Raw genomic sequence first — 25,444 nt, forward strand, 5'->3', positions numbered from 1 at the left:
TTCTATTCTCCCGTAGGTTGATCGGCACTTTCTTTGCTGGCTTGATCTTGATTGATTGCATCAGCGAAAAAGGCACTTGGATCGACTTTTTCTTCTTTTTCCGGAATAATTCCTTCCACATGAACATTGACTTCAGCTAAGTGAAGATCAGTCATATAGAATAATTGTTCTTTTAAGGTTTGTTGCATAGCTAAGGCAACTTTAGGCACAGAAACACCATAGTCCAGGTAGACATAAACATCAGCAGCGACTTGATCGCCATTGACACTTAATTCCACACCGCGGCCATGATCTTGACGGCCCAAGATAGTGTTAATACTGCTGGCCAAGTTACCACGCATTTCATAAACGCCCTTCACTTGTTTAGCAGCAATGCCTAAAATAATTTCTAGTACTTGCGGCGCGATTTGAATCGTGCCCTGTTGATCATCACGTTCAGCTAAAACAATATTCTTCTCGTCTGCCATTGTTTGTTACCCCCTAGCTATTCGCTCTTGAGATATAACTACCATCAGTTGTATTAATCGTTAACACATCACCGGCATTAATGAAGAATGGCACTTGAACAACCAAGCCAGTTTCCATCGTTGCTGGTTTCGTACCACCGGAAGATGTATCGCCACGAATCCCAGGTTCAGTTTCAGTGACTGTTAAATCAACCGTATTTGGCAAATCAACACCCAAGGTTTCGGCACCATGCATCATTACACCGACCTGCATATTTTCTTTCAAAAATTTCAATTCGTAAGTAATTTCTTCGCCAGGTAATTCTAATTGTTCGTAAGTTGACATATCCATGAAGACATAGTTATCACCATCTGCATAAAGATACTGCATTTGCTTACTTTCGATTTGTGCTTTTTCAACTTTTTCAGTGGAACGGAAAGTTTTTTCTTGAACCGCGCCAGTCCGTAAGTTCTTTAACTTACTCCGAACAAAGGCACTGCCCTTACCAGGTTTAACATGTTGGAACTCGACAATACGCCATAGGCCACCATCAACTTGGATAGTTAAACCATTTTTAAATTCGTTAACTGAAATCATAAATTATGCCTCGCTTATTTATTCAATACTCTTACTATATCAATCTAACCCCGGTCTTGGCAACAAAAATCAGTTATTTATTGCTGGAACCGCGTTAAAATGATGTGGACTTTCGCTAAACAACTCAGGCGAAAGAACCGTCTTTTTGAACTCTTAAATAACTAACAATTCTGCTTTGGGTGCCTGAGTCAAAACCTCGCAACCAGTGGTCGTCACTAACAGGTCATCTTCAATTCTAACACCACCAAGACCTTCTAAGTAAATTCCTGGTTCATCAGTCACCACATTGCCGCTGACCAAAGCTTGTTGATTGTATTTACCCCAAGCACCAGGGCCTTCATGAATGTCCAAGCCAATGCCGTGGCCAGTACCATGACCAAAGTTAGCACCATAACCGGCACGATCAATCATCCCATGAGCCAGTTGATTGATCTCACCACCAGTTACCCCAGGTTTAGTTGCTTTAACCACCGCTTGATTGGTATCAAGCACAAGTTGATAAATGTCTTGTAATTCTTGAGTCACGCTTCCCACGGCAATCGTCCGGGTAATATCCGATGTATAACCCTGATAATAGCAGCCAAAATCAAAAGTCACTAATTCATGTTCAGCAATTTTTTTATCACTGGCAATACCATGAGGCCAAGCTGAGCGGATTCCTGAAGCAACAATGGTCGCAAATGAGGAACTGCTGGCGCCATTCTTACGCATAAAATATTCCATTTCAGCGGCAACTTCTAATTCGGTCTGACCAGCATGCACGAACTCCAATAGATGATCAAAGCAAGCATCTGTAATCGCAATGGCTTGCTTTAAGAGGGCAATTTCATGGGCATCCTTAATTTCCCGCAATTGTGCCACCATTTCTGTCGTTGGCTGTAATTTGATTTTTGCTAACACTTTTTGCAGTTGTAAATATTCAGTATAGTTTAATTGATCGGCTTCAAAACCTAAACTATTTAGATCGGTCTTAGCCAAGAGTTCAGCAACACTGGCAAAAATCCCCTTAGTCTGCATGACCAATTCGAATTCGGTCACTTGTTGTTTGGCCTGGGCCACATAACGTGAATCAGTAATTAAAGCCGCTTGGTCAGCAGTGACTAGCAAAGCACTTTCGTCACCAGTAAAGCCACTCAAATAAGTCACGTTCTTTTCATTCGTAATTAATAAAGCTGGCAATTCGGCAACTGCCATTTTTTCTCTTAATCGTTGTAATCTTGACATCATGGTCACCTCAAAAAATATTTTCTCACTTTTTACTTAAATTAGCTAATTTATTCAGTCTTTTCTGATAATACGTGTTGTTGATGAGGGTGTTAAAAACAGAATTGATTCTGACTGCATTCCGGGCTTGCTGGTTGTGGAACGCTGCCGGCATCGATTTGAACCAATTGTAGTGAGACTAATCAACTTGATTCGAATTGTAGAAACAATTGAATAGTACACAAAAATAAGCCGAGCTAACAGTCTCCAATTCTATCCAGAAAGATTGTTAACTCATGCTTAAGTTAGTATCTGCAATCTTCCTTTCTAAATAGTGGCGCCCCATTCCGTTAGTTAACACAGACAATGGCCGAGCGATTGGCATCAATGGTGAAATTAAGGGAGTGACATAAGTTAGATTTTGTCCCAATTCCACAATTATTGCCTTGAATGCTGGCAGAGATTAAGTGTACCACCTCAACTCCAGACGGCGTGGAGGGATCTTGGCGTCAGCCGCCAAATTGTTCTTAGTGGCTGTGCCACTTAGAACAAGACTTGTATCTGAGACAATTTGGTTTCTAATTGGCTCAGATCAATGTCGGCAGCGTTCCACGCCAAGCAGCCCGGAACAGAGTCAAACGCCATTCTGTTTTAGACTTATGTCACAGACTGATGGCCACCATGTCCACGCCCTCTTAATCGCTCGGCCGCTGCCGTTACTAACTAAGGAGCGACGTAATCATGATTCAATTCCGAATAATGATTTGATGCCTATTTTTTGGCACAAAAAAAGCTCGGGAAACCCGAGCTTAAACAATTTCTTAGTTTTCAGCAACTGCTGCAACAACAGAAACTTGTTTGCGATCTTTACCAAGACGTTCGAACTTAACAACGCCGTCAGTTAAAGCGAATAAAGTATCATCGCCACCGCGACCAACGTTAGTACCTGGATGAATCTTAGTACCACGTTGACGATAAAGAATTGAACCAGCTGTAACAGTTTGACCGTCAGCCCGCTTTGAGCCTAAACGACGACCAGCAGAGTTACGACCGTTAGCACTGGAACCGCCACCTTTATGGTGAGAGAAGAATTGTAAATTATGCATTTCCATTACGATGCACCTCCGTCTGTTAATTAAGCGTTGATAGTGTCAATGACAACCTTAGTATATGGTTGACGATGACCCTTCTTTTGATGTTGATGTTTCTTTGGTTTGTACTTGTAAGTAACAACTTTCTTTTCGCGACCTTGCTTTTCAACAGTACCAACAACGCTAGCACCGTCAACTACTGGAGCGCCGATTTTAGTTTCACCTTCGCCACCGATTAACAAGACTTCTTCAAAAGTTACTTGCTTGCCAGCTTCAACGTCGAGTTTTTCAACGAAGACAGCTTGACCTGCTTCAACCTTATATTGTTTACCACCAGTTTTAATAATTGCGTACATCCTGTGCACCTCCTATATCTTAGACTCGCCAAAAGAGGCAAGATTATCTTTTAAACCTCTGATTGTGCGGTTGCAGCTGTGGTGACACAATTACAACTCATACATTCTACCAAAAATACCCGGGTGTTGCAATAGCAAAAATTACTACTTTAACTTTTGTGCCATGCCACCTTATCTATTTCCAAGAATTTCAAAATCACAATCATCAAATGAAATCGCATCTTTACATTTCTCTACCATATCTTTATCTGTAAATTGAGTATTTGCACTCTCAAGTTGCCAATAAAAGTATATTTCACTTTTTGAATTTGATCTTATCGTCATTTTTCTATTACTCTGATCAATTGCTGCCAAAGCCACATCTGTTACTAATTTGTACTCCATTATATTTAAAATTTTGGTAAATAAAATTTTTTTCTTGTTTGCGTAAATAAAAAAGTTCATTCTGTCTTTGTCTTTTTTTTCTATGATGTCATTTACTTTTGCTTGTTTACCATAATTCAGCGTGATGAGTCCAGAGGGTTTCCCCTTAATGGACCGCTCATTTATTAAAGACTCAAAAAGGACTTTAATTACATCAACATCCTCAACGAGGATTTTTTGAGGAAAATCAATTTTCATATTGATTTTATTTTGAATTAATTTTAGTGCAGAATATAATTTATCGTTTTCTTGAAATATTTTTTTCTTTTTGGCTACATCCCTTTTGGATTTAACTTGAATTCCCCAAACGTATAAATCACCCCAATATAAAGCTTTGATGAAATTTCGAAATCTAAAATAATCATCAATAGTTCTTAACTTTCCAAAATTGATATCAATTACCAAATTAAATTTATTTATATTTTCATTTAGAATTAAATTGATATTAAAAATTGTACTTCCAGTGGACTCGATCTTAATTTTTTCATAGTCAGCATATGGCACTCTTTTAACCGGTATCTTCATCGAATGATTGTAGGCCTTTATTACTATTGGTGGCATCTCAGGAAATTCCATTGGATAAATCAGTTGATTCTCAATTTTTGAATAAACAGATTTAACGTTTGGAACACCTAATGTCTGCTGAATTTTTTGATCAAGCTTATAGGGCTTCTGCACACGATACATTGCATTGAGGAGCTCATCCATACTAGTAACGTTAAGTCCCTCAAAAGAAAAAGGAAATTGAATTTTCACATCAAAGCTGACAGTATCTTTTGATATTGCTTCTTTACGATTTAGAGTAAACAGATCTGTTTTTCCAACCTGGTTATATGTATAATCGGTCGGTGCTTGCTGTTTAATATATTTCACAAGCGGTTTAGGAATCGCTCTCATTTCGGAGTTAGACTTTGAAAAAGCTTCTCCAAATTTATTTCTCGTCAAGTTACCAATCCTCTCGTAATTCATCGTAAACCAGTATTTTCGAAATCAAAACATCCTTTTTCATCTTACTCAATCTCTTCCCCCGTTGTTTTTCCCTAATAAACCTAATAATTCTGTCTCTATTTTCGAGGGTATCCACGAATAAATATCTAATGTCATCAACGTCAAAATTTAGTGGACCATTTTTTGAAAATGCCAGACTATTTGTATATAAGTGATTGCTTGTTTCCATTGTGATCTCATCATGCTTATATAAAATTGTAGGTAAGTCTCCACCCATTAATGAAGGTACATACCTCCATTCGTGTTCCTCATAAAAATTTTTGTTAATATTCTTACCGTCTTTTTGCATAATACCCTTGAGTGGTTTAACCATGCATATATAATCAAACAAATAGTTAGCTAGGTTTAACATTTTTTCGTTTCCATTCTCTGTACCTAACATATTGACTGCCGTATCAATAGCTAATCTTAAATCAGCTGTCTCATTATCATCTGTGTTTAAATAGTGTACAGGCATGATGTTATTTTTAATGCCAAAATCTTTTTGAAGTGCTATTCCAAACTTTCCATACCCATTTTTTCCATTTCCAACAGCATGATGAGCAATTTGATGCAATGGAATATCACAAAAACAAGTCATTGGGATGTACCACTCATCAATTTCTTGACCATCAACTTTTAAATTGAGATATTTAATGTTTTCTGGATAATATCTGGGAAAAAAGCACATATGCAAAAGTGCCATTTCTAAAAAATCATATTTACCCATAAAATTAAATAGTGCATTGGCACTTGTTTTCGAAATGGATGAATCAGTATCTCTCATTTCTGTAACTTTTAAATTAACGGTTTCCAAAAAATAGCCACCTAATTAGAATTATTAAATAAACAAAAAAGCCTACTATCTTAGGCTTTTTATCAGTATAATATAAACTGTAACTTATCAATGACGCAGGTGAGACTCGAACCCACGACCTACGGTTTAGAAGACCGTTGCTCTATCCTGCTGAGCTACTGCGCCATAACAACTAGTAATTATAAGCAACTGTTAACCTGGTTGTCAATCACACAAGGAGGAAATTTATGAAATATAATCAATTTGCAGCGACAATTCCCAGTACTAAAGACCAAATCTTAGAACTGCAAAAAATCGCTATTTACCCCACTGACCTGGCCCAATATCCCTTTGCGGAACTCGTGAACCATGTTTTTCGTCAATTCTTTCCAGAGTTTCGTTCACCTGAAACTCAAAATGAACAACTAGCCAATATTCTAGTTGCTCCACACCAGGATTTAGCGACGGCCTTAACCACAGTGACTGATCAAGTTGATCAATTGAATTTTTATAACGCTGCCTTACAATTACTGGGCTTCTTTGTTGACGAAGATTTCGATCTCCGCGAACCACTAACCACCATGGCTGCGCTTAATTTACCTTTTGTCAGTGAAAAACAATTAGACTTCACTCATTTCACCCAGGCGATTTACCAATTAATGAACACCCGGAGTAAAAATGGGCTCACTTTCCTAGATAATTTGGCTAGTCGTGGCTATTATCAACTAAATCTAAGTGCGGCTGAACGGGAAAAGCCGTTAATTTTTAATGGCAAGGTTCAGGCAACTTACGATTTCAACAACGTCATTCGCGAAATTGTCTATGTTGAGTCCGATCTAGATACCGACAATGACGGCCAACGTGACTTATTAGCCGCAACGATTATTCGGCCTAAATTAAGCCAAGCGTTCCTGAAGGTACCCGTTCTTTACACAGCTAATCCTTACTTTTTAGGGACAACTGACACGCCAATGAATCCCGTTGATCTGCCCCTGACTAAAAAACCGTTAGGCGATGCGCGGGAAAATGGCGCGGAATTTGACCAGTTTGTCAGTTTCAAAACTGAACGACCAACTGCTGAACAACTAGCTGATCCTTTTAGCCAAAATGAAAGCACCGTTCAAGCAACCACCGTTAGTTCCGTCGTTTTAAATGATTTCTTCTTGGCTCGCGGCTTTGCTTCAGTTTACGCTGCCGGGATTGGTAGTCGTGGTTCTGATGGGATTGGCACTTGTGGCTCCCCTGAAGAAACTGATTCGGTAACGGCGATCATTGAATGGCTCCACGGTGATCGCCGCGCTTACACTGATCATTCACGACAGCACGAGATCAAGGCCACTTGGTGCAACGGCCGCGTGGCAATGACTGGTAAATCTTACTTAGGTACTTTAGCAATTGCCGCCGCTGCTACTGGTGTGGCTGGCTTGGAAACAGTTATTTCCGAAGCGGCAATTTCCAGCTGGTACGATTATTACCGTGAGCATGGTTTAGTCGTTGCCCCAGAAACTTTCCAAGGTGAAGATGCTGATGTTTTGGCCAACGAATGTTTCAGCCGTCAAAAAGATGCTGGCAGCTACGACAAGGTCCACGATTTCTATCAAGAAAAATTGGCACAAATGAAGCAAGCCCAGGATCGGATGACTGGTAGTTACAATCACTTCTGGGATGTTCGTAATTATCGTAATAACCTGGACCAAGTAAAATGTCCTATCGTCAGCGTTCATGGTTTAAACGATTGGAACGTCAAACCGAAGAATGTTTATAAATTAAATCAAGAACTACATCAACTTGGTAAAACTCACAAAGTTATTTTGCATCAAGGTCAACATATTTATATCAATAACTTCCCCAGTCTTGATTTCTACGACTTGATCAATCTTTGGTTGACCAATAAATTACTCGATGTCAACAATCATGCGGATGAAATTTTCCCTGACTATTTAGTTCAAAGCAATCTAGATCAATTTAATTGGACCACCCCAGCTTCTTGGACTAATGGTGACCAACAAACACAAGCCTTAACGACTGAATTTGCCGCCGACGCCCCGACTGAAAGTTTCACCGACAATGGCACTGCTGCCTTTAAGCAAAGTGGCCTTGGTGATTTGGCTTGGGAACAAGCCTTTATCAATCAAGATGCCCGCTTCAGCAATAATCAAATCGTGCTCAAAACCGCTAAACTCAATCAGGAGCAACTTCTCAGTGGTCGCCCTGTGGTTCATTTACGGCTAAAAGACAATGCCGATTATGGCCTAATCAGTGCGATGCTAGTTGATTACGGCGTCAGTCATCGTTTGGCCACTCGTCCACAAACTGTTGCTTTTGACGCCAGGCAATTTGGCTACGGTGCCCCACTAGAGACAACCATGGAATTTGCGGTTAATCCAGCTACCACGTCAGCTAAGTTAATTTGTAAAGGTCATCTGAATTTACAAAATCCTCATCACAGTTATCAAAACGAAGCTTGGTCGGCTAACGAATTTCAAGATGTCGACCTACGCTTGCAACCGACTTACTTCCACTTGGCACCTGGTCATCAGTTAGGTTTAATTATTTACGCCACTGATATGAGCATGACCATGCGTGGCCAAAACGAATTGCAATATACGGTTGATCTGGCTAATTCATCCTTAAGTTTGTATCGAAAATAAGTAAATTTTGATTTAGTTTTGAGCAGAATAGCGGACAACTCCGTTACAGCCGCCGGTTGTAGCATCTTATCAGAATTGATTTAAGTCAAAAATTGGGCCAAGACTTCCCCAATTTTGTTGGTGGTTGCTGGGCGATTGAATGGGCGTGGAACGCTGTGGCCGTCGATTTGAAACGGAACTAGTCTCGGACAGAATAGCAGACAACTCCGTTGCGGCCGGCGGGTTGTGGAACGTTGCCGGCGTTGATTTGAGCTTATTGCTGCGCAACAATCTCAAATACAAGCCTTCTTCTAACCGCTGAAGCGGCAAGAAGAATTTGGCGACTGACAACCCGGCGGCCTCCACTGCGTTTTGAGTTAATCTAAGCCACTTTAGATTTGGTTGATATCAAGGCAGTACTAGTAAATTTAGCTGCCAATCGCCCAGCAACCACCTTGATGAAACTAACAGAGTTGATCACCACTAATTAGAAAAATAGAGTGACGTAAACTAAAAGGTCTGTTTGACAAGTTCATCTGGAATTAAACCAGAAACTGTCAAACAGACTTTTTGGATACTACTGTTCAGTTGTGATAATAAATTGAAATCGAGTTGATCAATCCTACTAAAATTGCCGCAAACACTAACAAAGATGAAGTGAACCACCTTAACTCCAGACAGAATGGAGGGCGTGGTTGTAAGCCGCCAAATTTGTCTTGCCGCTTCAGCGGTTAGACAAAGGCTCGTATTGATGACAATTTGCAAAATTGGCATCAATCGATGCCGGCCGCGTTCCACAACCAGCAAGCCCGCAATGGCGTCAGAACCAGTTCTGTTTCAACACCTAGACCACGTTTTAAAACTTTTGATCAATAACAACAGTGCTCCATAAACCAATCACTAAATTAATACAGCATCATGTATTGCTTGCGTTCCCAGCCAGAAACGGTTTGACGATAAGCAGACCATTCTTGCCGCTTCGATTCCATGAAGCTTTGATACAAATGTGGTCCTAAAGCAGATTTAACCACTTCATCGCCCTCTAAAGCTTTCAAAGCATTATGCAAAGTTGATGGTAAGTCGTCAATATGAGCGGCCCGACGTTGTTCTGGTGTTAAATCATAGATGTTGCAGTCAATTGGATCAACTGGGTTCGCTTTTTCAGCTAAACCTGCTAAACCGGCACCAAGAATAGATGCAATGGCCAAATATGGATTAGCGCTAGGATCAACACTACGCAATTCCAAACGAGTTGCCAAACCACGCGCTTGTGGCACTCGGATCAATGGTGAACGGTTATGACCAGACCAAGCAATATAAACAGGTGCTTCAAAACCGGGCACCAAACGCTTGTAAGAATTAACAATCGGATTATTAATCGCCGTTAAAGCCCGCGCGTGTTCCATAATACCAGCTAAGAAATGCTCAGCGGTACTAGACAATTGTTCATTCCCATTGGCATCATAAAAAGCGTTGCCTTCAGCATTACTTAAGGACATGTTAATGTGCATCCCAGAACCAGCAATATTGGCTAAAGGCTTAGGCATAAAGGTAGCATGCAGATTATATTTGCGGGCGATTGTTTTAACAACCAGCTTGAAAGTCTGAATATTGTCAGCCGCTTCCAGCGCATCCGTATATTTAAAGTCAATTTCATGCTGACCAGCACCAACTTCATGGTGACTAGCCTCGACTTCAAAGCCCATTTTTTCCAATTCCAAAACAATATCCCGCCGACAATTTTCACCTAAATCAACTGGGGCAAAATCAAAATAGCCGCCTTCATCATTAAGATCAAGCGTTGGTTGTTTATTCTCATCAAGTTTAAAGAGGAAAAATTCTGGCTCGGGCCCAATGTTAAAGCGACTGAAACCAGCTGCTTGCATTTCGCGCATCATGCGCCGCAAGTTGTTCCGTGGGTCGCCAATGAAAGGTTCACCGTCTGGCGTATGAATGTCGCAAATCAAGCGTGCAACCTTGCCATGTTCTGCTTCCCAAGGGAAAATCAGAAATGTTGATAAATCAGGAATTAAAAGCATATCACTTTCTTCAATTCGCACAAAGCCATCAATTGAGGAACCGTCAAACATCACTTTATTAGCAAGTACCTTGTCAATTTGGCTAATTGGTACTTCCACATTTTTAATGATGCCATTAATATCTGTGAACATTAGTCGTAAAAATTGAACATTCTCTTCAGCAGTAATTTGCTTGATCTCCGCTGCCGTCAAATTTCTTTTTACCATGTTGTCCCTCTTTTTCTGTGGGCGCGCGACTGACTAATTGAGCTAATAATTGGTATATTTAAGCTATACCAATTTAATTAGTTATTTAGACAAGCTGTGTTAACTCACGAATTTATATTGATTTTTTTAACAAAAATAATCATACCAATTGTTACGTTGACATGCAAGAATATTGCCAAATTAATTAACCTTTTTTAACCAGTCGGCTAGATCACTACTAATTCGCGGCAAATCCGTATCTGCTTGGGTTAAAATGTCATACCAGCGAGTTGGTAATTGATGCCGAAAATAAGTAAGTTGCCGCTTAGCGTAATGACGGGAATCAATTTGAATTTGTTCAGCGACTTCCGCCAACGTTCGCTCACCAGCAAAATAAGGATAAAATTCGCGATAGCCAATCCCCTTCGCCGCCTGCGCCGAGGCAGGTACTTGGCTGGCCAACCACTTGGCTTCCGCTAACAAACCGGCATTCATCATTTGCGTCACGCGTAAATTGATTCGCTGATACAATAATGGCCGAGGACAATTAAGTCCTAAAACAAAGGCGTCATATTGCGGCTGGGCCTGAACTTGTTGCGAAAAGAGTTGCCCGGTTTCAGTGATCACTGTCAATGCCCGCATCACCCGGCGCGGATTATTTTGAGGAATTTTAGCAGCAGCGGCTGGATCGATGGCGGCTAACTCTTGCCATAAAGCCGCGGCACCAACTTGATCCAATTTAACTTGCCATTTTTCACGTAAGGCGATTTGATCAGCTTGGCTGGTGCCAGTCCCAGCAACGGCGCCGCCTAGAGCCAGGTTTTCCAATAAGCCGCGCAAATAAAAGCCCGTACCGCCTGCGATAATTGGCAAATGACCCCGCGCGGTAATCTCAGCAATTAATCGTTGGGCGTCTTGCTGAAATTGAAAGGCGGAATAATTCTGATCCACATTGCGAATGTCAATTAAATGATGAGGTACCAATTGTTGCGTTGCTTGATCAACTTTAGCTGTACCAATATCAAGTTGCCGATAAATTTGTAAGGCATCCCCAGAAATAATCTCGCCGTGATATTTTTGAGCCAATTGCAAACTCAGATCACTTTTTCCGACCGCAGTTGGCCCAACAATTGCTAAAATTTTAGGTTTCATTAATAACTCCTTTAACTGGCAAATCTTCGTAATTTTTCCAGAACAATAAGTACTTTGACTTGTTCTTCCCTCGCAAATAAGTAATAATAGAGGGGATAGAAAGCTGAATAGCAAGGAGGGTTTTCATTATGACAAAACATTTTGTTAAGGGGTTCATCTTAGGTAGTTTGACTGCATTAGGTGCAGTCGCTGGCTCCGTTTTTGCATTCAAGAAGACGGTGATTGAACCACAAGAAGAATACGATAATAAGATTGAAGAAAATCGGCGTCGGGCTAACCGTAAGAGCCATGCCGCTCATCAAGGCTAAACCAATACTAATTTGCTAAAAAGAAAGAGGTCGTTGACAAAAAGTCAGCCACCTCTTTTTTTAGTTGTGAAAGTCGGTGGTTTTTTGGCGTAGCCTAACTTCAAATATTTACTTGAGCTGGTGCAACCAGATCGAGTGAATATTTGAGTTGGGCCTAGCCATTTACCGACTTGAACACGATTCAACAACCTCTCGCATCCTAATTAATCCGCAGATTAATATTTCTTCTCAACTTTTTTCTTCTTGCCTTCCCAGCTACTGTAACCATCTTTCAACCATTTAACATCGGTGAAACCGGCTTTTTTCAAGTGAATGGCAATTCGAATTGAGATATTCTGACCAGTTTCATAAAGATAAACTGGCAAGTCTTTCCGCAATTCATTTTGCCAACTCTTGTACTGAGTATATGGCATATTACGAGCGCCTAAGATATGACCGGCATTGAAGTCCTTCTTATCACGCAAATCGATTAACTGCGCTTTCCGCATGGTCTGCTCGAAAGTTTCATTATCAATAGCACCGCCAAGCATGCGGCCACGTAATTTATAATAGCCCCAGTTACCAACCATGTATAACAGAATCGCAATTAAAATAATATTTAAAATATTCCAACCACTGATTGCTAACAACATCATGTTCACCCTAATCCTTTGTGTTTTCTAAGACTAAAGAAGCCGCACCAACAACTCCGGCAACGTTGCCTAAAGTTGCTAAGCGTAATTTCGTATTGTCACGCACATTAGGGAAAGTGAATTCAGCAAAATACTTTTGAACCCGACTTAACAAGAAATCGCCAGCAGCACTAACGCCACCGCCAATAACGATGAAGCTAGGGTTTAAAGTATTGCCAATATTAGCTAAAGCTAAGCCAAGGAAGTAAGTAATGCGGTCAACTACTAACAAGGCCAAAGTATCATTTGTCTTGGCATAGTCGAAGACGATTTTAGCTGAAATTTCATCACCATCATCAAGATGACGCTTCAATTCAGAATCACCGGCATATTCTTCTGCCATATCGCGGGCAACCCGGACAATCCCAGTTGCTGAAGCGATTGTCTCTAAACAACCATGCTTACCACAAGTACATAAATAACCCTTAGGATCGACTGTAATATGGCCAACTTCACCAGCAGAGCCAGAAACACCATGTAATAATTGGCCGTTAGCGATGATGCCACCACCAATACCAGTGCCTAAAGTAATGAAGGCAACATCGTCTTGGTTGTCACCAGCGCCCTTCCAGCGTTCGCCTAAAGCAGCGACGTTGGCATCGTTATCAATAAAGAAAGGAATTCCTGTGGCTTTTTCGATTTCGCGCTTAGGATAAACCAAGCTCTTCCAATTTAAGTTATAGGCACCAATAACAGTCCCATTCTCACGATCAACACTACCAGGTGAGCCCATGCCAATGCCGGCAAACTGGTCAGTTGTCATGGCGTATAACTTCAAATGATGATTAATTGAATCGATAATATCAGGGATGATGTGACTACCTTCGTCAAGAATATTTGTTTCTTCACTCCAGCGTTGTTGAATCTCACCATCTATGGTCATAATGGCAAATTTAATTGACGTACCGCCAAGGTCAACGCCAATCAACTTTTTATTTTCCATCGTGATTAGTCTCCTTCTTCATTGTTTTCCATCCGTTTTAATTCCGCTTCATGCTCATGACGCAAAACAATTTTAGCGCGGGCATAGAGATGGTCATTGATCAGATTTGCTTGGTGCAACTTCTGCAACTCAGCACTGGTCATTTCAATATCCCATAACCGTTTACCCAAATAAACGTAAATCCCAAAGCGTTTTAATAATTGCTCAATATCATAATAATTATGAAGTTCAGGTTCAAAATCAGACATTATAAGCGTACCATTCCTAACCGATATAGGAAAGCACAAATTAGCAAGTATGCAATAATGGCACAAATCTGTAACAAACGGCCTGAACGTTCCCGCTGTCCTGGTAAAGCCAAGCCGATAATTAACAGAAAACCACCAATCAAACCGCCAAGATGGCCCCAAATATCTATCCCACTAGCAAATAAATCAAAGACAAAATTAAAAACAGCTAAAGCCGCAAATTGCCGGCCAGTTTGACGCAAATACAGATTGTCTTTAAAGACCACACCTAAAGCCATGTAAACACCGAACAAACCAAACAGAGCCGTACTAGCGCCAGCAGCTAAACCATTCGTGGCACCAAAAGCAAAGCTCATTAAATTACCACTAATCGCACTTAAGAAATAAATCACCGCATAGCGCCAATGACCGATCATTCGTTCAACCGAACCGCCAATATAGTATAAGGTCGCCATATTGACCACGATATGAGTAATCCCAATGTGAATAAAGACTGGCGTGATCAGGCGCCACCATTGTCCAGCGATAATTAATGGCGAAAACTTAGCGCCAAACTCAACTAAGACTTGGCTCGATTCACTACCACCAGCAATTACCTCACCTAGATAAACTAGAATCGTGACAATCACTAATAATTCGGTGACCCAGCTCCGTTGTTGCAGCCGTTGAATTGATCGTCTCATCGTGGCGTCACCACCAATTCAATTTGTTGATCATAACGACCAACTTGCCAAACAGGTTCAGAGACAACCATCGCGTTTAAGGCTAAAATCACCGTCGTCTGCGGATAATCCGCTAAAAAGCGATCATAATAACCACCACCAAAACCAACGCGCCAACCATCGGCAGTATAAATCAAGCCGGGCACCAATAACAGATCTAATTGATCCAGCTGCGTCTTACTTTCCGCAGGTTCCGGAATACCAAAATCAGACTTAATAAGCTCATCATCGCTTTGATACTCAAAAAAATGCATCCCATGAGTCTCCGGATAAGTTCGCGGTAAGTAAACTTGCTTCTGGTCTTGCCAAGCCCGCTCAATAATTGGTTGTGTGGCTACTTCCAACGGTGAACTAACGGTCACACCAATTGACTGTGCTTGTTGATAAAGCGGTAACTGCCACAACTGTTGATAAAGTGAGGCCTCTTCTTGACGTTTCAGTAGTGGATCTAACTGTTGCAACTGGGCAATTTGTTGTTGACGTAATTCTTTTTTCTTCATGATTTCACTCCTCACTGAGAGAAACCGGGAAATTCAGCAACGGTTCATTAAAATCTGCTTCTTATTGCCATCTTTAGCAAAAGAAAAAGCCGGCACAAAACAATAAATGTTCTGCCCAGCCTTGAATATTAATCAAACAAACCAAGCCAGTAAATCTCGTGCAAGTCTGCTAAAGATTTCGACTCACTCTTGCTCAATCGCTTATTCATTCAGTTTTAACTATTTTGTTTCCCGATGTAAGGTAACTTTGTGATCACGAGGGCAATACTTCTTTAATTCCAAGCGATCGGGATTGTTACGCTTGTTTTTATTTGATAAGTAAGTCCGTTCATGACATTCAGTACATTCTAAAGTAATGTTGACACGCATGTGATAACCCTCCATTCTGGTTAATCTACGTTATTCACGACTTTATCCAGTATAGCAGAAAGTCGTTGATTCCGCTATACTTTTTCACGATAAATTCTGACTGATTAATTATTGCCTTCTAGTTTGAAATAATCTTCAACCATCATTTTAGCTAAAGTAGTATTGTAACTACCTTCAGCATTAACATCCAAGTTAGGAAAGACGATTGCAATCGCCAAGGTTGGGTTGTCAGATGGCGCATAACCCACAAAGCTTGACGTTAATGTTTCTGGTGGATTGGTGTTATTCGGATCATCTGGATTGTAATAGAACGATTGGGCCGTACCTGTTTTAGCGGAAATGGATGGTTTAACATCCTTCAAGGCATGAGCAGTCCCCCAAGCCTGAGTCCCGTGAACAACATTGTACATCCCTTGTTTGACCACAGCCAATTGATCATTAGTAAATCCAACCCGATTCAAAGTAACTGGTTGTTTCTGATAAATAACCGCATCTTTTTCACCAGAGTTGCTAGTCTTCTGAATCGAATTAACTAAGTATGGCTGCATCCGATAACCACCATTAGCAATGGTCGAAATATATTGGCCCATTTGCATTAACGTGTAACCATCGTAGTTACCGTAACTCAAGTCAAGGGCACTACCAACTTTTAACTGATTATTTTCATTTAAAGTCGAACCGATGTAACCATCAACTTCACCAGGCAAATCAATCCCAGTTTTATAACCTAAACCGAATTGTTGGAAATAATTACGTTCGGTTTGGAAAATATTATCATCCATCTTAATTGACGTATGTGGTGAGTAAGCCGCTTTGCCTTCCAACATCGCTAACCGCATCATGTAAATGTTAGAAGAAACTTCAAGCGCGGTAACTGCATTCATACTACTGAAAGTACCAATTGGATAAACAGATTTTTTAACCGGCGTGGCTGGTAAGTAAATGGCATCATCAGACAACGTATTATTGGTTGGCGTAATAACACCGTCCATCATAGCACCGAGGACGGTCGCACCCTTGACTGCAGAACCCATCACAAAGGTTCGATTAATGACCCCTAAGGCATCGTCGGTCATTTGATTTGTTTGAGGATTATTCTTAATCCCTGCCATCGCATAAATGGCACCAGTATTGGGATTCATGGCAATTGCGTAGGCACCATCAGAATATTTAGTAGCACCAGCACTTTTAGCGGAATTATAAACCGTTTGTAAATCAGCTTCAACTTTAGCCTGATAAGCAGAATCAATGGTTAGATTCAAATTGCTGCCCTTCGTCCCCGAATACTCAGTCAAAGTGTTCAGGATTTGATTACTGCTGCTAACTTCAACTTGAGTCTGCGATTTAGTACCGCGCAGAATTGATTCATATTGCTTCTCAAGATAACTATTCCCAACACGATCGTTCCGTGAATAGCCAGTAGTCAACATTTGATTGAGACTATCTTCTGGTAACCCTTGTTGTTCGGTGGTGACATTACCTAAAATACTACTAATTGAATCACCATTTGGATAATTACGCGTCCAGTTATTACCAACTGCCACCCCAGGCAATTCTGATAAATGTTCACCAATTTCAGCAACTTCATCAGCAGTGACATTATTATCCTTCAAATAAACCGTTGATAATTGATAAGCTGAGGCCATTTTCGTATAAATCGTCGCCACTTGTTGTTCAGCGTCACTTAGCGATAAGTCAACGTTTTTAATGACATAAGCATTGGCATAGTGGTATCGTTTGCTTTCTGATAAACTATTACCTGTGCTGTCATAAAGTTGTGACTTCGGCAACTTCTTAATAATTGCCGCATAGTGATCAGCATCAGCTAAATAATAATCAGCTAAGTCTGATTTCTGTAACTTGGTCACATCAACCTTTAAATATTTAGTTAATTTTTTAGCGGTTGCTAGCATTTCACTGCTTTTAACGTTGATACTCTTAGTATAAGTAATCGCATTTTCTGCTTGATTACCGACAAGCACCCGACCTTTAGCATCATAAATAACGCCTCGGGGGACATTGCCAGAAACAACGGTTTTATCAGTTCGTTCAACTTCCGACTCGAACTTGTCGCCGAAAACAATTTGCAAATAGCCTAATTGGGCGACTAAAATAGCCAATAAAAGAAAAGCAATAAAAAATAGTAAATTCAGGCGAAACCTGAGTGAAGATGTTTTTCTCTTGGTCTTGCGTTGACGACGCATCATGGATGTGCGTCCCCCTTTCTGTCATACTAGCTCATTCTAGCAAAAAAACCGTCAACTGACAAAATTTCTCACGAAACTTTTTATTTTTTTATACTTTAGATTTGAATGAGTCAGTCATTGATTTCATAAAGCAACTGATCACTAGTTGCCGGAATTTTGCTAAATATTAACCACTGAAATTAAGATGGGAAAACAGAGCCGGTTTGGACTCCATTACGGGCTTGCTGGTTGTGGAACGCTGCCGGCATCGATTTGAACCAATTGGAGACCAAATTGTTTCAAATGCGAGCCTTCTTCTAAGCGATAAATCGCTAAGAAGAATTTGGCGGCTGACAACCACGCCCTCCATTCCGTCCGGAGTTGAACTTGAACACCCAACTTTAGTTAGAAGTTAAGGCAACTTTAGTGGGTCAAATCAACTGGAAATGAATTGTTGTAAACACTGAGCTGCATTAAAAACCAATTTAACAGTCTCTGAAATGTCTATTCAGAAAGATGTTAACCAGACTGTGTAAGTTTCTAAAAATTTGTTTTGCTAAATAGTGCTGCTCAATTTTATCAGCTTAATCTGGTGATTGTCATGCGATTGGTTTTCAATTTCACTAATACTGCCTTGATATCATTCAAATCTGAAATGAGCCAAATTAACTCCAGACGGAATGGAGGGAGCTTGGCGTCAGCCGCCAAATTGTTCTTAGTGGCTGTGCCACTTAGAACAAGGCTTGTATTTGAGATTGTTGCGCTAGCAATAAGCTCAAATCAATGCCGGCCGCGTTCCGCGCCAAGCAGCCCGGAATGCAGTCAGAACCAATTCTGTTTGATCAGCACTAAATCTTGGTAAGATCCATTTAATAATCCAGCAAGTTTTAAATAATGTTCGTTTAAGGAGTTCCCATGATCAAAAAAAGATTGTTAACCGCCCCAATTTCAAAAAAATGGTTTTATTTACTTAGTTTCAGTATTCCCTTACTTGCCGTTTTTCTTTATTTCGCCTTGGCTCATAGTTTTCCTTTTGGCAACAGCTCACTGCTCACAACCGATCTTGGCCAGGAATATATTGATTTTTACCAATATTATCGGCGGGTCTTGCTCGGCCATCCCGATCAATTCTTCTATTCATTTAGCAGCAGTCTCGGTGGCCCGATGTTAGGTACTTGGGCCTATTACCTATTAAGTCCGCTTAATTTAATCTTGCTGCTGACGCCTGGTAAATGGATCACTGTTGGCGTTTGGTTGATGACGGCAATCAAACTAGGACTGACTGGTTTTACCATGTTCTACTTTCTGGATCGACGCCCGCAAGCAACGCGCCTGAATAATGAGTGGCAATTGGCTTTGAGTTTGGCTTATGCGCTATGTGGCTACACCACCGCTTATCAATTAAATATTATGTGGCTAGATGGCGTCATTTTATTACCGATTATCATGCTCGGACTAGAATATTTGGTGACCAAAGGCAAGTTTTGGACTTATCTTTGGTCACTTTCACTGGCAATTCTCACCAATTATTATATCGGTTATATGCTTTGTTTATTCAGCGTCTTATATTTTATTTACTTATTAATGATTAACTGGCCCCATCAGCGGCTCAGTCGAATAATTGCCCGGTTCAGTTTAAGTTCCTTATTAGCAGGCTGCTTAAACGCTTGGCTACTAGTCCCTAATTTATTAGAATTACGTGCTAGCAAAGCGACTTACAATGCTAGTAAAATGGTTTGGCGCTTCGAGTACAATCCCTTAAAACTAATTTCGAAATTGATGTTGGGAAGTTACAGCTTTGATCAAATGTCTTCTGGTCAGGCCAACATTTTCACTGGCACCATTGTTTTATTTTTAGCCATTCTCTTTTTCTTATTACGAACGATTCCCCACCGCCAAAAAATTACAGCTGGGGTGATCACCTTATTCCTGCTGCTATCATTTTGTTTAGAACCATTAGATTTGTTGTGGCACGGCGGCCAATTTCCCGTTTGGTACCCATCACGTTTTAGTTTCGTCTTCAGTGCCTGGTTGATTGTTTTAGCGGTGACTAGCTTAACCCACCGTCAGAATTTAAAACTCTGGCAAGTCGGTGTGCTTGGTGGCCTATTAGTCGCCTGGTTAGGTTATTTATTCTTTAATCAAAATCAAATTGATTACTTGAAGCCGATTAACTTAGCCTTTACTTGCTTCTTTGCAATTGTCTCATTCTTTTTGATCATGTTCTATTTCAGCACCTCACCACGAGGATTACTGCGATTTGCCTTAGCGATTGTTTTAATGAGCGAAATGTTAGTTAATTATCAGGCCTCACTGCAACAGATTTCTTACACGCGGCAATCGGAGTACTGGAGTTACACCGGCTTATTGAACACTGCCCTGAAAAAAGTAAATGCCCAAGACGTTCAGCAACACCGGCTTGAAAAGACTTTTAATCGCACTAATGATGATCCTTTTCAGTTTGGTTATGCCGGTGGTCAGACTTTTAATTCCATGTTAGATCCAATTACTGGCAAATTTTATGACAAAATTGGTCAAGCGGCTGGCGATAATTTTGTTAATTATAAATACGGCACCCAAATTACTGACAGTTTGTTGGGTTATCAGACTTGGTTAACAACCAATACCGCCGTGAATCAGGAATTACCTGAACTGCCAGATTTAAACGCCGGTCTAACCACAACTTCCTTCCGACCTGATGTGACCAGTTATGAACTGGTTAAAAACGCCGGTGCTGTTACGATTTATCAGAATCCTAACGCTTTAAATTATGTTTTTGCAGCCAATCAACAAATTACCAAAACGCAATTATTAGATAATCAACCTGTGACCAATCAGGAACGCATTGTTGCCGGATTAACAGGGACTAATGTTTACCAACCACTTTATTCCCTGGTTAATTTCGATCAGGTTAAATTAACCAATCTGACGCGCGACACCCCAACACCGTCAGCGGTTTATACGCGCAAAATGAGTGCTTTGCCTGGGAGCGTGACGTTTACATTTACACCAACAACTAATAATTCTTATTACTTGAGTTTAGGCAGTGCCCTGGATAGTGATCAGATCAGTATTACCGCCAACGACGAGAACGTCCCAATTAACGAAAACTTCCGCGGCACTATTTTACTGAATGTGGCCCGCCGTGAAATTGGTAAGAAAATTAATATCACCATTTCACTGAAAAAGAATCAAGTTTATCTCCAAAATATTAATTTATATCAGCTCGATCAAGCCACTGTTAATCAACGTTTCAAGCAGCTACAAAAAGGCAACGCCAAATTAACAACGGTTAAAGGTGATCGTCTGGCTGGCACCATTAAATTGTCTAAACAAGAAATGCTGATGACCACCATCCCGGCCAATGCCGGCTGGCATCTGTATATTGACGGTCAGGAACAAGCCACTAAAAAGGTCCTCAAGACTTTCTTAGGTGCTAAAGTAAGCGCTGGTAAACATCAATTCGAGTTTAAATTCCGACCAGTTGGCTGGCTCACCGGTTGGCTGATTACTTTGATCAGCGTCCTAATTATTGCAACATTATCGCTCCAACAAAAATTTCGGCCACACTTATTCACCACTAACCACTTGCGACGGCGAACTAAACAACAGTAATCTGGTTGAGCAGGATTGTGGCTCAGTTGTTAAATCCTAAGTTTTTAGTACCATATTTCAACCGAATAACAATTAAAAGAAGCCTGATTGGCAGTCTCTAGCATAGTTTGTCTAGATAACTGTCAATCAGGCTTTGTCGTTACCAAGGTCAGAAGATAATGACAAACGTTTAAAACAGAACTGGTTTAGCCTCTGTTCTGGGCTGCTTGGCGGGGAACGCGGCCGACATGGCGCTATGTTAATACTAATTTGCCATTGCTGCAAGCTCAACGGTCGCAAGCCTAAATCAGCGTAAATAAAAAAACCAAATTAGTAACTTAATACTAAAATGGCTCTTTTTGTGAACACTTATTATTTAGCAATTCGCTTAATTCGCGGTCGCCAAGAAATTATACGTTGGTTCCGCCAATTCTTCATCGAAATCGATTTTTAAATCGTAACCATTAAAGAACCAGTCATCATCTTTCGTCGTGAAAAAAGTCAACTCATTTTGCTGACTTAACCCTAGTGTTGCCTCAGGGATCGGCGCCAACTCAATACCGACCGAGAAACCATCATGCACTGGGGTACTGCCATAAACTTTACCAAATAAATGAATGCCTTGTTGCGGTGTTAAATTAAATTCTTGTTTAAACCAAGCGGTTGCTGCTGGTGAAATCGTTATTTTCATCAGAAATCCTCCAGTATTCACAGACCAAATATTATTTGGCTAAATGATGTTGAAAGGCGTAGATTGCGGCCTGAGTACGATCTTCAACCTGTAATTTTGCCAAAATATTGGAAACGTGGGTCTTAACAGTCTTCAAAGTAATGAAAAGCTCATCAGCGATTTCTTTATTGCTTTTTCCTTGGGCAATTAGCGACAACACTTCGCGTTCACGAGCCGTTAAATCTTCATATAATTGCGGTTGGTTTTTTTCGGCCATGCGATTCATCATCTTGGTCGTCACTTCTGGCTCTAAAACCGATTCGCCCTTAGTCGTGGCCCGAATTGCTTGGGCAATTTCGGCGGCAGTCGATGTTTTCAAAATATAACTAGCGGCGCCAGCTTCAATCGCTGGATAGACTTTCTCATCATCAATAAAACTGGTTAAAATAATAATCTTTGCTTGAGGCCATTTTTTTAAAATTTCTTTGGTTGCTTGAATGCCATCCATCACGGGCATGACCACATCCATTAAAATAGCGTCCGGCCGCACCTCCAGCGCCTTAGTCACGCCTTCTGCACCATTTTCAGCTTCGGCAACAACTTCCATATCTGGTTGGACTGACAAGTATGATGAAATGCCTAAACGAACCATTTCGTGATCATCAACAATTAAAACTTTAATCATGTTCTTCCTCCGTTACAATTGGCACGCGTATTTCTACACTTGTCCCTTCATTTTTAAAACTAATAGTGCGTAGCGTGCCACCGATGGCTTCGGCCCGTTCACGAATGTTTGAAAGACCATAACTACCAGCTTTTTCTTGTTGCTTCATATCAAAGCCAACCCCATTATCAACAACCCGCAAAACAACGACCTGATCAACTTGTTTCAGATAAACTTGCATTTGATCAGCGTGGGCATGACGCAAAGTATTGGACAGTAATTCTTGAACAATTCGGAAAAGATTGTCCTCAACGCCTGACTTTAAACGAACATCATCCATTTCCCAAGTAATCTTAATTTTAATCTTGGTTTGCAATTCTTGCAACAATTGGATGATGCCTTCTTTTAACGAGCGACCTTCAAGATTGGTTGGCCGAAGATGTAATAGCAGCGCCCGCATTTCTGATTGGGCCTCGTTAATAACCTTCTCAATCCGCGTGATCATTTTCTGGTAATTTGGGTCAAGATTGGTTTGTTGAGCCGTCTCACTTAAAGCCGATAGCATCATCATCGCCGCAAATAATTGTTGCGACACAGAATCATGCAGTTCCCGTGCCAGTCGATGTCGCTCACCTTCTAGAATTTGCTCACGCGTTTCGCCTTCAAAACGTAGTGGCTGATTAGAGAAGGTTTGTAATTCTTGCTGTAAACTGGCGATTTTCTCATTAATCTGGGTTAGGCGATGATTGATTGCCTGCGAGCGCGTGTCTTCGTTGCCAAGTTGCCATTGTTGCTCAACATAATGGCCTTGCAAGATACTATCAAGTACTTGTAAATGCCGACGTTCAGTGCGGCGGCTAATATAATTGACTAAGCTCATCATTAAAATTCCAAACAGCGCAGCGCCAATGACCAAATAACCAATTAATGAAATCGACCAGTAAGACTGAAATAACATAGTACTGAGGCTGGCCCAATTGCCACTGGTGTAGGCCACCATTAATAATGGCACCAGCGCAAACAAGAGCGCCCCTAGCATCGTTAAGGCAAAAATCCAAAGATTACGGAAGCGGCTCATACATAAACCACCTCCAAATCGCCTAGCAAGCAGCTGGTCACGATTCGAATTCGCCGTTCACTCTTCAAGTACTCAGGACTTTTCAAACGAAAAGTCTGATTTTTTAATTCATGTCGTTGACCAGAAATCCGCACTTCGCCAAGAAAAGTCGCATGTTCCAAATACACGCCCGTCCCAAATGGCACTAAAATTCGCGTATCGCCAAAACCTTTTTGTAAAATAACCACATTCTCGCGATCAACTGGTAACAGCGTATTACCTAAATCAATAATAGTGTCGCCACCCAGTTCCTTGAGGTTAATGTCTTGCCATTGGTAAACTTGATTGCCAATCGTTTGGTCGCCCCACCACTGATTTTTCTCAACTTGGACATTGAGATTGTTTTCAGCAGCGGTCGTCACTTGAGGAGCCAAGTATTTCTTCTTCTGCCAGAAGAAATGGCCACCATGACCAATTGAAGTTGGCGCAAACAAGACTAATCCTAATAAGACAACAAATAGAAACAGCCAAAATGAGCCTTGACTGGCTAGGGAAATGACAATCGCCAGCACGGCAACCAAGCGCATAAAGTTACTGACTTTTCGACCTTGCTGATGACGGCGATTCTGTAGCAGTAACATTAAAATACCTAATATAAAAAAGATTAATGCGGCCGGCGTACTGAAAACCTGCCACCCTAACAAGATCAGGCAGCCAATCAGAACAATACCGAAGAAGGGAAGAAATTTACGCATAGTAACCCTCACTTATCTCATAATTTAAGTTCATTATAACAAAAGTAACTGGCAGCGCCATCTGTCTCAAGACTGAACTGGCTAAATTTTTTGAACCAACTATTTTAAACCAACTATCTGTTAAATAAATAAAAAAATCTGTTCCCGATAATGAGCTTCCGTTTACGCTGAAGCGACAGTATCTTGAACAGACTTTAAAGTTTACAACTTATTAAACACTGCTTATTTAAGCGACTGAGACGATCACAACGCTAAATGAGCCACCAGGTGTTTCAATTTCAACGCTGTCACCTTTTTTGTGGCCAATTAAAGCTTTAGCAATTGGTGAGTCATTGCTGATTTTACCAACGCTTGGGTCGGATTCAGCAGCACCAACGATGGTATATGATTCTTCATCATCTTCACCGTCTTCTTTGAAGGAAACAGTTTTGCCAATCGTCACTTCGTCAGGATCAGTGTTGCTAGCATCCACAACATCAGCGTAACGTAACATTTCTTCGATTTGACTGATCCGTGTTTCCACAACACTTTGTTCGTCCTTAGCAGATTCATACTCTGAATTTTCAGATAAATCACCAAAGCCACGAGCAACTTTAATGCGGGCAATCACTTCTTGACGCTTAACTGTTTTTAATTGTTCTAATTCTGCTTGTAATTTTTGTTGACCTTCGGCGGTCATTGGAAAAGATTTGTCGGCCATAATATCTAACACTCCTGATTCATTATTTCACTAATATTTTTGTATACAAGACAATATAATATGTTTTATGTTTTGGTTTGTCAATCATTGACCATTAAAAACTTCTACGAAATATTTTCTGAAAAAAACGGACTGCGCAAGTCATTAATG

Annotated in this window: 26 protein-coding genes, 1 tRNA gene and 1 other annotated feature; of the genes, 4 read left to right on the forward strand and 23 right to left on the reverse strand. The window is 40.7% G+C overall.

Annotated features, from left to right (window positions below; all coding sequences use genetic code 11):
- Nucleotides 1-2: 2 nt before the first annotated feature.
- The 8 genes from EKM82_RS03900 to EKM82_RS03935 form a co-directional block, all read right to left on the reverse strand.
- Entirely contained in the window at nucleotides 3-467 is a 465-nt protein-coding gene (locus EKM82_RS03900) for an Asp23/Gls24 family envelope stress response protein (RefSeq protein WP_125767013.1), read from the reverse strand.
- Nucleotides 468-480: 13 nt separating this feature from the next.
- Nucleotides 481-1,044 (reverse strand): elongation factor P, encoded by a 564-nt coding sequence (gene efp, locus EKM82_RS03905; RefSeq protein WP_125767014.1) that lies wholly within the window; start codon nucleotides 1,042-1,044, stop codon nucleotides 481-483.
- A gap of 153 nt (nucleotides 1,045-1,197) precedes the next feature.
- Nucleotides 1,198-2,268, reverse strand: a complete 1,071-nt coding sequence (locus EKM82_RS03910) for a M24 family metallopeptidase (RefSeq protein ID WP_125767120.1) — start codon at nucleotides 2,266-2,268, stop codon at nucleotides 1,198-1,200.
- 800 nt (nucleotides 2,269-3,068) lie between these two features.
- A complete protein-coding gene (gene rpmA, locus EKM82_RS03915) occupies nucleotides 3,069-3,359 on the reverse strand; it encodes a 50S ribosomal protein L27 (protein ID WP_125767015.1) in 291 nt (96 codons plus the stop codon).
- Between the two features lie 23 nt (nucleotides 3,360-3,382).
- Nucleotides 3,383-3,694, reverse strand: coding sequence for a 50S ribosomal protein L21 (rplU, locus tag EKM82_RS03920; protein ID WP_125767016.1), 312 nt, complete (start codon nucleotides 3,692-3,694; stop codon nucleotides 3,383-3,385).
- Between the two features lie 11 nt (nucleotides 3,695-3,705).
- Nucleotides 3,706-3,776, reverse strand: a sequence feature (ribosomal protein L21 leader region).
- Nucleotides 3,777-3,865: 89 nt separating this feature from the next.
- Nucleotides 3,866-5,062: an abortive infection system toxin AbiGii family protein gene (locus EKM82_RS03925; protein WP_164508089.1), complete on the reverse strand. Its 1,197-nt coding sequence runs from the start codon at nucleotides 5,060-5,062 to the stop codon at nucleotides 3,866-3,868.
- 1 nt (nucleotide 5,063) lies between these two features.
- Entirely contained in the window at nucleotides 5,064-5,921 is an 858-nt protein-coding gene (gene abiGI, locus EKM82_RS03930) for an abortive phage resistance protein AbiGI (protein WP_225419655.1), read from the reverse strand.
- Nucleotides 5,922-6,012: 91 nt separating this feature from the next.
- Nucleotides 6,013-6,086, reverse strand: a tRNA-Arg gene (locus EKM82_RS03935).
- Between the two features lie 62 nt (nucleotides 6,087-6,148).
- Between EKM82_RS03935 and EKM82_RS03940 the strand changes: the two genes are divergently transcribed.
- The gene (locus tag EKM82_RS03940; RefSeq protein WP_125767018.1) at nucleotides 6,149-8,551 is read left to right on the forward strand and encodes a Xaa-Pro dipeptidyl-peptidase; all 2,403 of its coding nucleotides are present in this window, start codon (nucleotides 6,149-6,151) and stop codon (nucleotides 8,549-8,551) included.
- 661 nt (nucleotides 8,552-9,212) lie between these two features.
- Entirely contained in the window at nucleotides 9,213-9,422 is a 210-nt protein-coding gene (locus EKM82_RS11290) for a hypothetical protein (protein ID WP_164508090.1), read from the forward strand.
- Nucleotides 9,423-9,435: 13 nt separating this feature from the next.
- Here the strand turns inward: EKM82_RS11290 and glnA are convergent, their stop codons facing one another.
- On the reverse strand, nucleotides 9,436-10,776 hold the full coding sequence (glnA, locus tag EKM82_RS03945) for a type I glutamate--ammonia ligase (RefSeq protein WP_125767019.1): 1,341 nt from the start codon (nucleotides 10,774-10,776) through the stop codon (nucleotides 9,436-9,438).
- A gap of 180 nt (nucleotides 10,777-10,956) precedes the next feature.
- Complete coding sequence (gene miaA, locus EKM82_RS03950; protein WP_125767020.1) at nucleotides 10,957-11,907, reverse strand: tRNA (adenosine(37)-N6)-dimethylallyltransferase MiaA; 951 nt, start codon at nucleotides 11,905-11,907, stop codon at nucleotides 10,957-10,959.
- A 128-nt stretch (nucleotides 11,908-12,035) separates the two neighbouring features.
- Here miaA and EKM82_RS03955 point away from each other — a divergent pair, with 128 nt between their 5' ends.
- Nucleotides 12,036-12,215 (forward strand): DUF3042 family protein, encoded by a 180-nt coding sequence (locus tag EKM82_RS03955; RefSeq protein ID WP_125767021.1) that lies wholly within the window; start codon nucleotides 12,036-12,038, stop codon nucleotides 12,213-12,215.
- 215 nt (nucleotides 12,216-12,430) lie between these two features.
- On the opposite strand, the gene EKM82_RS03960 is transcribed toward EKM82_RS03955, so the two are convergent.
- From EKM82_RS03960 to EKM82_RS11295, 8 genes are all read right to left on the reverse strand, one after another.
- Nucleotides 12,431-12,850, reverse strand: a complete 420-nt coding sequence (locus tag EKM82_RS03960; protein WP_125767022.1) for a rhodanese-like domain-containing protein — start codon at nucleotides 12,848-12,850, stop codon at nucleotides 12,431-12,433.
- 7 nt (nucleotides 12,851-12,857) lie between these two features.
- Nucleotides 12,858-13,829, reverse strand: a complete 972-nt coding sequence (locus EKM82_RS03965) for an ROK family glucokinase (protein WP_125767023.1) — start codon at nucleotides 13,827-13,829, stop codon at nucleotides 12,858-12,860.
- Nucleotides 13,830-13,834: 5 nt separating this feature from the next.
- Nucleotides 13,835-14,077, reverse strand: a complete 243-nt coding sequence (locus tag EKM82_RS03970) for a YqgQ family protein (RefSeq protein WP_125767024.1) — start codon at nucleotides 14,075-14,077, stop codon at nucleotides 13,835-13,837.
- Complete coding sequence (locus EKM82_RS03975; RefSeq protein ID WP_125767025.1) at nucleotides 14,077-14,760, reverse strand: rhomboid family intramembrane serine protease; 684 nt, start codon at nucleotides 14,758-14,760, stop codon at nucleotides 14,077-14,079. Before EKM82_RS03975 ends, EKM82_RS03970 begins: the two co-directional genes overlap by 1 nt.
- On the reverse strand, nucleotides 14,757-15,299 hold the full coding sequence (locus EKM82_RS03980; RefSeq protein ID WP_125767026.1) for a 5-formyltetrahydrofolate cyclo-ligase: 543 nt from the start codon (nucleotides 15,297-15,299) through the stop codon (nucleotides 14,757-14,759). Before EKM82_RS03980 ends, EKM82_RS03975 begins: the two co-directional genes overlap by 4 nt.
- 219 nt (nucleotides 15,300-15,518) lie before the next feature.
- Complete coding sequence (gene rpmG, locus EKM82_RS03985) at nucleotides 15,519-15,668, reverse strand: 50S ribosomal protein L33 (protein ID WP_125601090.1); 150 nt, start codon at nucleotides 15,666-15,668, stop codon at nucleotides 15,519-15,521.
- 104 nt (nucleotides 15,669-15,772) lie between these two features.
- Entirely contained in the window at nucleotides 15,773-17,875 is a 2,103-nt protein-coding gene (locus EKM82_RS03990; protein WP_125767027.1) for a peptidoglycan D,D-transpeptidase FtsI family protein, read from the reverse strand.
- Between the two features lie 166 nt (nucleotides 17,876-18,041).
- A complete protein-coding gene (locus EKM82_RS11295) occupies nucleotides 18,042-18,224 on the reverse strand; it encodes a hypothetical protein (protein ID WP_164508091.1) in 183 nt (60 codons plus the stop codon).
- A gap of 545 nt (nucleotides 18,225-18,769) precedes the next feature.
- Here EKM82_RS11295 and EKM82_RS03995 point away from each other — a divergent pair.
- The gene (locus tag EKM82_RS03995; protein WP_125767028.1) at nucleotides 18,770-21,469 is read left to right on the forward strand and encodes a YfhO family protein; all 2,700 of its coding nucleotides are present in this window, start codon (nucleotides 18,770-18,772) and stop codon (nucleotides 21,467-21,469) included.
- Nucleotides 21,470-21,836: 367 nt separating this feature from the next.
- Here the strand turns inward: EKM82_RS03995 and EKM82_RS04000 are convergent, their stop codons facing one another.
- The 5 genes from EKM82_RS04000 to greA form a co-directional block, all read right to left on the reverse strand.
- Nucleotides 21,837-22,139 carry a HesB/YadR/YfhF family protein gene (locus EKM82_RS04000; protein WP_125767029.1) on the reverse strand — a complete coding sequence of 101 codons (303 nt, stop codon included), beginning with the start codon at nucleotides 22,137-22,139 and terminating at the stop codon, nucleotides 21,837-21,839.
- Nucleotides 22,140-22,170: 31 nt separating this feature from the next.
- Nucleotides 22,171-22,803 (reverse strand): response regulator transcription factor, encoded by a 633-nt coding sequence (locus tag EKM82_RS04005; RefSeq protein WP_125767030.1) that lies wholly within the window; start codon nucleotides 22,801-22,803, stop codon nucleotides 22,171-22,173.
- A complete protein-coding gene (locus EKM82_RS04010; protein WP_125767031.1) occupies nucleotides 22,796-23,860 on the reverse strand; it encodes a sensor histidine kinase in 1,065 nt (354 codons plus the stop codon). The genes EKM82_RS04005 and EKM82_RS04010 overlap by 8 nt, the downstream gene beginning before the upstream one ends.
- Nucleotides 23,857-24,594 carry a cell wall-active antibiotics response protein LiaF gene (gene liaF / locus EKM82_RS04015; protein WP_125767032.1) on the reverse strand — a complete coding sequence of 246 codons (738 nt, stop codon included), beginning with the start codon at nucleotides 24,592-24,594 and terminating at the stop codon, nucleotides 23,857-23,859. The genes EKM82_RS04010 and liaF overlap by 4 nt, the downstream gene beginning before the upstream one ends.
- Nucleotides 24,595-24,820: 226 nt before the next feature.
- Nucleotides 24,821-25,294 carry a transcription elongation factor GreA gene (gene greA / locus EKM82_RS04020; RefSeq protein ID WP_125767033.1) on the reverse strand — a complete coding sequence of 158 codons (474 nt, stop codon included), beginning with the start codon at nucleotides 25,292-25,294 and terminating at the stop codon, nucleotides 24,821-24,823.
- Nucleotides 25,295-25,444 lie beyond the last annotated feature (150 nt).

The organism is Lapidilactobacillus wuchangensis (genome assembly GCF_003946645.1).
GTDB classification, from domain to species: domain Bacteria; phylum Bacillota; class Bacilli; order Lactobacillales; family Lactobacillaceae; genus Lapidilactobacillus; species Lapidilactobacillus wuchangensis.